The organism is Bradyrhizobium sp. P5_C11_2 (assembly GCF_054049755.1).
This window is the reverse complement of sequence record NZ_JBFULT010000377.1, coordinates 1-7,431: the sequence shown is the minus strand read 5'-3', so window position 1 is coordinate 7,431 and position 7,431 is coordinate 1. Positions and strand designations below refer to the sequence as shown.

General features: G+C 63.9%; 7 protein-coding genes. 3 read left to right on the top strand and 4 right to left on the bottom strand.

What is annotated here, in order from left to right; genetic code table 11:
* The first annotated feature begins 54 nt into the window (after window positions 1-54).
* The gene (locus ACXJL8_RS28165) at window positions 55-600 is read left to right on the top strand and encodes a hypothetical protein (protein WP_456618702.1); all 546 of its coding nucleotides are present in this window, start codon (window positions 55-57) and stop codon (window positions 598-600) included.
* Between the two features lie 113 nt (window positions 601-713).
* On the opposite strand, the gene ACXJL8_RS28160 is transcribed toward ACXJL8_RS28165, so the two are convergent.
* The 4 genes from ACXJL8_RS28160 to ACXJL8_RS28145 all read right to left on the bottom strand — a co-directional run bounded on the left by ACXJL8_RS28160 (window position 714) and on the right by ACXJL8_RS28145 (window position 5,089).
* Window positions 714-1,346 carry a hypothetical protein gene (locus ACXJL8_RS28160; RefSeq protein ID WP_456618701.1) on the bottom strand — a complete coding sequence of 211 codons (633 nt, stop codon included), beginning with the start codon at window positions 1,344-1,346 and terminating at the stop codon, window positions 714-716.
* Window positions 1,347-1,355: 9 nt separating this feature from the next.
* Window positions 1,356-3,599: a xanthine dehydrogenase family protein molybdopterin-binding subunit gene (locus ACXJL8_RS28155; protein ID WP_456618700.1), complete on the bottom strand. Its 2,244-nt coding sequence runs from the start codon at window positions 3,597-3,599 to the stop codon at window positions 1,356-1,358.
* A gap of 10 nt (window positions 3,600-3,609) precedes the next feature.
* Entirely contained in the window at window positions 3,610-4,071 is a 462-nt protein-coding gene (locus ACXJL8_RS28150) for a (2Fe-2S)-binding protein (protein WP_456618699.1), read from the bottom strand.
* An 82-nt stretch (window positions 4,072-4,153) separates the two neighbouring features.
* Complete coding sequence (locus ACXJL8_RS28145) at window positions 4,154-5,089, bottom strand: helix-turn-helix domain-containing protein (protein WP_456618698.1); 936 nt, start codon at window positions 5,087-5,089, stop codon at window positions 4,154-4,156.
* A gap of 337 nt (window positions 5,090-5,426) precedes the next feature.
* On the opposite strand from ACXJL8_RS28145, the gene ACXJL8_RS28140 reads away from it, so the two are divergent.
* Both ACXJL8_RS28140 and ACXJL8_RS28135 read left to right on the top strand, forming a co-directional pair.
* On the top strand, window positions 5,427-6,179 hold the full coding sequence (locus ACXJL8_RS28140; protein WP_456618697.1) for an alpha/beta fold hydrolase: 753 nt from the start codon (window positions 5,427-5,429) through the stop codon (window positions 6,177-6,179).
* Between the two features lie 55 nt (window positions 6,180-6,234).
* A complete protein-coding gene (locus ACXJL8_RS28135) occupies window positions 6,235-7,248 on the top strand; it encodes an aldo/keto reductase (protein ID WP_456618696.1) in 1,014 nt (337 codons plus the stop codon).
* Window positions 7,249-7,431 lie beyond the last annotated feature (183 nt).

Genomic DNA, 7,431 nt, shown 5'->3' with positions numbered 1-7,431 from the left:
TTATTATCGGTTGCTCATTGTCAGGGGCAGGACCGTACGAACCGGAGTCCTGCAATGTTCAAGTTAGTCCTTTCTGCGTTCCTCGTTTTTGCCTGCTCGACCGCTTCGGAAGCGCGCACCTACCGCACCACCCAGGCGCCCGAATGCAATGTGACAATGCCCTGCGACTTCTCGTATTCGCAACCGCGCCGCGACGGCGTTTCGCGGCACGCCTTGCAAACGCTCCGCTCGACACAACTCACGATGGCCTACGATGGCAGCGCCGCCACGGCGGTGAATGTCTCCGGCGGCCAGGTCGTCGGCGGACGACCGGCCGGTTGTCCGTCGTCCTTCTGCGGCTGCGGCGCAGCGCTGCGCGTGTTCGGTCGCATCATGCCGGAATTGAATCTGGCAGCCAACTGGCTGCGCTTTCCACGGACATCGCCGGCACCGGGAATGGTTGCTGCACGGCGAGGGCACGTCTTTGTCCTGGAGCAGCACCTCGAGGGAGACATCTGGATGGCGTATGACGCCAACTCGGGTGGACGCGCAACGAGACTGCACGCGCGTTCATTGCGGGGTTATACGGTCGTCAACCCGCGCGGCGGCGCGGTGACGTGAGGACGAGCGGACATCAAGGCGACGTGTCAGGCGATGAGGCGCGAGGGAGCGGAGCCTGCAACCGGCTCCGCCCCGGCGACGTCGGCGTCCGATTTCCGGCAACAACAAAGACGTCAGTTCGGACAGGGTTGTCCGGCGGCTCCCCACAGAGCCATGTCCTTGACATGATCCTCGAACGTCCCCGGCGGCGTCGTGCGACCTGCTCCGGGGGCCCACCCGCGAGGGATGAAGCCGTTCAGGGACGCATCGTGCCGCAGGTGTTCGACGAGACCCGCCGCGTCGCGACCGCCATTGCGTTTGGGATCCTTCAGTTGCGCGCAAATCTCAGCGCCACTCTTGCCGAACCAGATGAAAGCCACTGGAGCGAGCTGCCAGTCGATGCCGGCGCGCGGCGGCGCCGGCGCCGGATCGTTGGCCTGGGTGGAGGTCATGTGACAGGTCGAACAAGGGATCGCCTCGGCGCCGATGCGGCTCTCTCCGCCATGGATATCCATGCCATGCACGCGGGGCCTGGTTTCGCCTGCCGGCGTCCATATCGGTATGGCCTTGGCGTCGACGTGGCAGTTGGCGCAACGTGGATGTGTCACCACGGCCTCAATCCTCTTCCAGGCGTCCAGCCCTTCGGCGCGGCTGACGCTGCCCGGCGGCGGCGCGCCCTTGGCGGCTTCGTTCTTGGCCGCGACAATCCCCGTGAGGGCCGCAATTGATGAAGCCGCAAGGGCGACCGCGATCAGTGATCTCTTCATGGCTTGCCCTCACACGAAATCGACGAATTTGTTGAAGGGCATTTCGCGGATGCGCTTGCCGGTCGCGGCGAAGATCGCGTTGGCGAGCGCGGGGGCGGCGGGTGGAACAGGCGGCTCTCCGACACCTCTCACCTTGGGATCGTTCTCGAGCCCGCGAACCTCGATGACCGGACATTGGTAGATCCGCATGGCTTCGTGATGGTTGTAGTTGGTCTGCTGCACCGCGCCCTTTGCGTAGGTGAGTTCGCAGTTGATGGCGTGGCCGAGCCCCCAGACGACTCCTCCCTGCACCTGGTTCTCGAAATTGACGGGATCCATGATCTTGCCGACGTCGACCGCGACCCAGACCTTGTCGATCCGGATTCCTCGCTCCGTCTTCGTCACCTCGACCACTTCGGCCGTCGGTGTCCCGAACGACTCGACGAAGGCGACGCCCCGCCCTCGGCCGTTGCCGAGCGGTCCCTTCCAATCCGACATCTGTGCGACCGTCTCCAGCAATTTGCGGTAATGCGGAACGGTGCACATCTCGATGCGCGCCTTCATCGGATCGAGGCCCGCCGCATGGATCAGCTCGTCAATGAAGCTTTCGGTGAAGAAGCCCGATGTCGAGGCGCCGACCGACCGCCACGTGGTGCACGGCGATAGACCCTGCGCCTCGTAGCTCGTGGCCCGGAAATTGGGGATGTCGTAGTAGACATTCCACGTGCCGACGGCCAATTGAGGATCGGGATCCTTCGAGGGAGTGCCCATGCGCTCGAGCAGCCCCTTGAACGGAGCCGTCGATGCCAGTTGCAGGTCGGCCGCAACGATCTTGCCCTTGGTGATGCTCCCTCTGTGGCGGGCAATCGCAATCTGCCGCGGAATGTCCTGGAGGAAATCCTCCTCGCGCGAGAACACGAGCTTGATCGGCGTTCCCCGCATCTGATTTGCGATCTCGGCGAGGACGCGGACGTTCTCGAACTCGAGACGGTGTCCAAAACTTCCACCGGCCCATTGATTGTGAAAGGTGACCTGTTCCGGCTTGAGACCGATCGCCGTCGCCGCGATGTACTGCACGGCCTGAGGGCTCTGATGGCTGACCCAGATCTCCATCCCTGCGTCGGAGACGAGGCCGATCCCGTTGAGCGGCTCCAGCGGCTGATGGGCCACGTAAGGCGCGCGATACTCGGCCTCGACGAGCGTGCCACTTTTCAACCCGGCCTCGACATCGCCGATCTTCCGCCACTCCTTGCCCAGGAATTCAGGCTTGAACGAGGATTCCAGAACCTTCCAATGGTCGGCCTGCTCCGCGGGATACGCTGAGGGTGCCCACTCGCAAGTGATGGCATCGACCGCCTTCATCGCATACCAGCTGTTCGTCGCGATCACCGCAACGCCATTCTTGATCTCGAGGATCTTCTTGACCCCCGGCATCGATCGCGCCTTGCTGGCGTCGAATGATTTCAGCGGCTGGCCCTTGCCGGGGTTCAGCTTGACGGAGGCATACATCATGCCCTCCATCTTCTGATCGATGCCGAATTTCAACTCGCCCATGACCTTCGCGCGAACGTCGAGGCGCGTCATCGGCTTGCCCAGCAAGCGCCATTTCGAGGGATCGCGCGGCTTGGCATCGAGCACCGGCGGAATCTTGGCGGCGTCCGCCGCGAGATCGACGTAGGCGATCCTGGTGCCGTTGGGCAGGATCACGTGGCCCGATTGGGTGTGGAGGTCCGCCACAGCGACACCCGCGCGTTTTGCCGCGGCGGCCTTCAGCGTCTCTCGCGCGACGGCGCCGGCAACGCGCAACTTTTCGTAGGTATCCGGGACCGTGCTTGACCCGCCCGTCATCTGCAGGCCGGACTTTCTGAGCCATTCGAGCGCGGCCTCGCGTGCCTGTTCGGCAGCCGGGCTTTGGTCCGCCGCCAGGAACGGCGCAAGCTCTTCTGCGAAGCCGGTGTTGAAGTAGGCGGGGCTCGGCCCCGCAAAGCGAATTTCGAACTGGCCGGGATCGAGGTCCATCTCCTCGGCAATCATGATCGGCTGCACGGAGCCGACGCCCTGGCCGATGTCGGCGTGCTGCGCGATGAGCGTGATTTTTTCCGGGCTGATCTCGACCCATGGATTGAAGCTCACGGAGTTCGGCCCGAGGCCGGCGGCCAATGGATTGTCACTGGCCGTGGTGGCCGCTTCAGCGTTGCCATAAGAACCAAAGGCGATGCCGCCGGCGATGGCGGCGGAACCAAAAACAAAGGCCCGGCGGGAAAGAGTCTGCATGTGGCCCATCTCACTTCACCGCCATTTTGGCGGCCGCCGCATGGATCGCCGCGCGAATGCGCGGATAGGTACCGCAACGGCACAGATTGCCGGACATCACCTGATTGATCTCGTCGTCGGTTGGCTTGGAGACGTGTTCAAGAAGCGAAATGGCCTGCATGATCTGGCCGGTCTGGCAATAGCCGCACTGCGGGACCTGATGTTCGATCCAGGCCTGTAGAACCGGGTGCTGGTCTCTGTTGTCCAGGCCTTCGAGYGTGACGACCGACTTGCCCGCGATCTCGCCGATATGCGCCTGACAGGATCGGACAGCCTTTCCGTCGATCCGGACGGTGCAGGCGCCGCATTGCGCGACCCCGCAGCCGTATTTGGGACTTGTGACGCCGAGCTCGTCACGCAGCACCCAAAGCAGGGGCATCTCGGGAACGACGTCAACCTGATGCTTGGTCCCGTTCACCGTGAGTTCGATCATGTCGATATATCCCCTAACGGATCTGGTCGGCACAACAGCACTGCCCGATGCAGGCTGAGCAGTATTTCCGAATCCTGCGGGATCATGCGCAATCCCTGCGGGATGCCGTATCGGGACGATCGGCTTTCACGTCGGCCTGGCCGCAGCACAATTCCCGATACTGCCCCGGCGTCAGACTTGCGGCCTTGCGGAACACGCGCGTGAAATTGGCCTGAGAGCCGAAACCGAAATCAAGGGCAATTTCGACCAGGGACAAACGGTCGCGTGCAAGTTCTTGCCGGGCAGCCTGGACGCGGCGATCAGTCACATAGCGGTGCGGTGACAACCCGGTCGCCTCGCGAAACAGCCGTGAAAAATGATAGGGGCTGAGGCAGGCCTGAGCCGCCAGATCCTCGAGCCTGATGTCGCCACCAAGACAAGCCTCGATATAGTCCAGCACGCGCTGGAGACGCCTGGGTTCGAGCGACGGCGACTTGTCGGGCGCGCGCCAGCGGTCGATCGTATAATTCCCGAGAAGATGCGCCGCCAGCGCGACCTGGATCCCTTCCACGAACAGCGCGTCGGTCGGCTGTCGCGGGCGATAGAGCAGATCGCGAAGGGGCGAGCAGATGTGGAAGAGCACCTGGTCCGCCAGACCGTGGGCGTAGGCAATCTCAACCTTGGCCGGATCGATATCAAAGTCCGCGAGGGCGCTCTGGTCCAGCAGCGCCGGGGGAAGATAGAGATGAAGACATTCCATCCGGTCCGAAAGCTCGAGATGGCTCTCCTGCGTCCCCACGGGGACGAGATAGCTCATGCCCGGCCGCGCGAGGCTGTTCTGGACTTCGCCGTTGCCGGCCCGGCGCACCATCCCGCCGCCTGACAGCAGCATGACGAGCTCGGTGCAAATCGGGACGGGCGTTGCCTGGCGCCCCGCCTCGAACTTGCGATGCTCGATGCTCAGTCCCGGCCAATCGCTGGCCTCCGCGAGCTTCTCGCTGTTCTGATATTTCTGATCTCCATGCGTCACGAGCGCCATCATGACCTCCGCTTCAGTTGCGGCGAATCCCGGCCCCGCATCGCGAGCGAGCGATCATTCCATCCGGTGGTGAGTTGCGGCCCCGGCCGCCGCCACGCCGTTGCGAATGTCTCACAGGCCGCTGTGGCGAAGTCCAGAGGCGGTGCGGTTAAAAGAGGTAAAAGGCAAGCAAAGCAAAGGCTTGGAGCCAGGCAAGATCGGCTTCGAGAGCTCGTCTCGCCGCGGATGAGCAAGATGCGTCCGCCATCGCGCAGGAATCGGAAATACCGCACCGCTCGCGTGATCTAGTGGAGGGCTCATCGACGGCGATGCCGCCGCATCGAGGATTGGAGCCAGTATGAAGCCGCTTATCTCCGCGCTTGCCGCAATGTCGATCGCAACGGCCCAGGCCGCCACCGCGGTCGCGGCCGAAAGAACCGTTTCCATCGTCCTTGTCCACGGCGCCTTCGTCGATGGCTCGGGCTGGAAGGACACCTACGACATCCTCTCGGACGCGGGCTATGAGGTGCTCGTCGTCCAGCAGCCGACGATCACGCTTCGTGACGATGTCGCGGAGACCGAACGCGTGATCGCCAAGGCGCGGCATCCGGTCATTCTCGTCGGGCATTCCTATGGTGGAATGGTCATCACGGAAGCAGGCGACAATCCGAAGGTTCGCAGCCTCGTCTATCTCGCGGCATTTGCTCCCGACGCCGGGGAGTCGGTCAGCACGCTGGCGGAAGCACCGGCGCCGGCCGGAGAGCACAAGGCTCCGCTTGTCGCCGAAGGCAATTATCTCCTCGTCGAGCGCGATAAATTCCCCACCTCGTTCGCGGCCGATGTCGACGCGGCCACGACCCGCTTCATGGGGGCTGCGCAACTGCCCTGGGGATTGCAGGCGGTGCAGACCAAGGTCGATCGCGTGGCCTGGAAGGCGAAGCCGACCTACTACATGGTGACGAGCGAGGATCACATGATCCCCCCGACCGCACAGCGCACCATGGCCAAGCGCTCGGGCGCGAAAGTGGCGGAGCTAAAAAGCAGCCACGCGGTGATGCTGTCGCATCCGCGCGAGGTCGCGGCGTTCATCAGAAGCGCAGACGCCGAGTGAGACCGATCGCGCCGCGCCTGGATGGCTTCGGCTGTCACACACAAGGACTCGCAACATGGCCCTCAAGGATATTCTGCCGGGAAGACTGGGCTTCGGTGCGGCGCCGCTTGGCAACATGTTCCGCGACATCCCGGAGCAGGAAGCCCTGGCGACGGTGAATGCAGCCTGGGACGACGGCATCCGTTATTTCGACACGGCGCCCTTCTATGGCGCAGGTCTTGCCGAGATCCGCATGGGTGCTGCGCTCGCCGGCCGGCCGCGAAGCGACTATGTTGTCAGCACCAAGGTCGGGAGATTGATCCTGGACGAGATCGAGGATGTCAGTGCCCGCGACCTCGGCGAGAAGGGCGGCGTCTTCAAATACGGGCGCCCGAACAGGATCGTGAACGACTATTCCCGGGACGGGACGCTGCGCTCGATCGAGGACAGTTTGAAACGGCTGGGCACCGATCACATCGACATCGCCTTCGTGCACGACGTCGCGCAGGATTTCTACGGCGACGAATGGCTGGCGGTTTTCGAAAGCGCGCGCAAGGGCGCGTTCAGGACGCTCGACCGGCTGCGCGACGAGGGCGTGATCAAGGCGTGGGGCCTCGGCGTCAACCGGGTCGAGCCGATCGAGCTGCTGCTCGCGCTCGAAGAGCCGCGCCCCGACGGCTTCCTGCTCGCGGGCCGCTATACGCTGCTCGATCATGCAAGGGCGCTTCAGCGGGTGATGCCGATGGCGGCGGAACACGAGCTCGCGATCGTCGTGGGCGGCCCCTACAGTTCGGGCGCGCTCGTCGGCGGTCCGAACTTCGAATATGCGCCGGCGCCTCCGGAAATCCTCAACAAGGTGGCGCGAATCAAGGCGATCGCCGACCGCTACGGCATCAGCATGAAGGCGGCAGGCCTGCAGTTCGCGCTCGCCAATCCGCTAGTGGCGGCCGTCATTCCCGGCGCGAGCCGCCCGAGCCGCATCGCCGAGGATCGCGCTGCGCTTGAGGAAGCCATCCCCGCCGATTTCTGGCGCGAGCTCCGTTCGGAAGGGCTCGTCAACGCCGGGGCTCCGCTTCCCGCCGCCGATTGAGGCACCGAGAGCGCAGCAGTTCATCCCCAACCCGATGCCTTTTGGTTCGCCAGGCTGGCGGAGCTCGCCAAGGCGGCGTCGAAGTCGTGCGCATGGCAATTCTTGGCCTGCCTAAAAAATAGAACCCGTTCCATGTGCGCGCGCCGACCGGTCCGCGCGCGAGCGGTTTTGTCGCAGCCATCC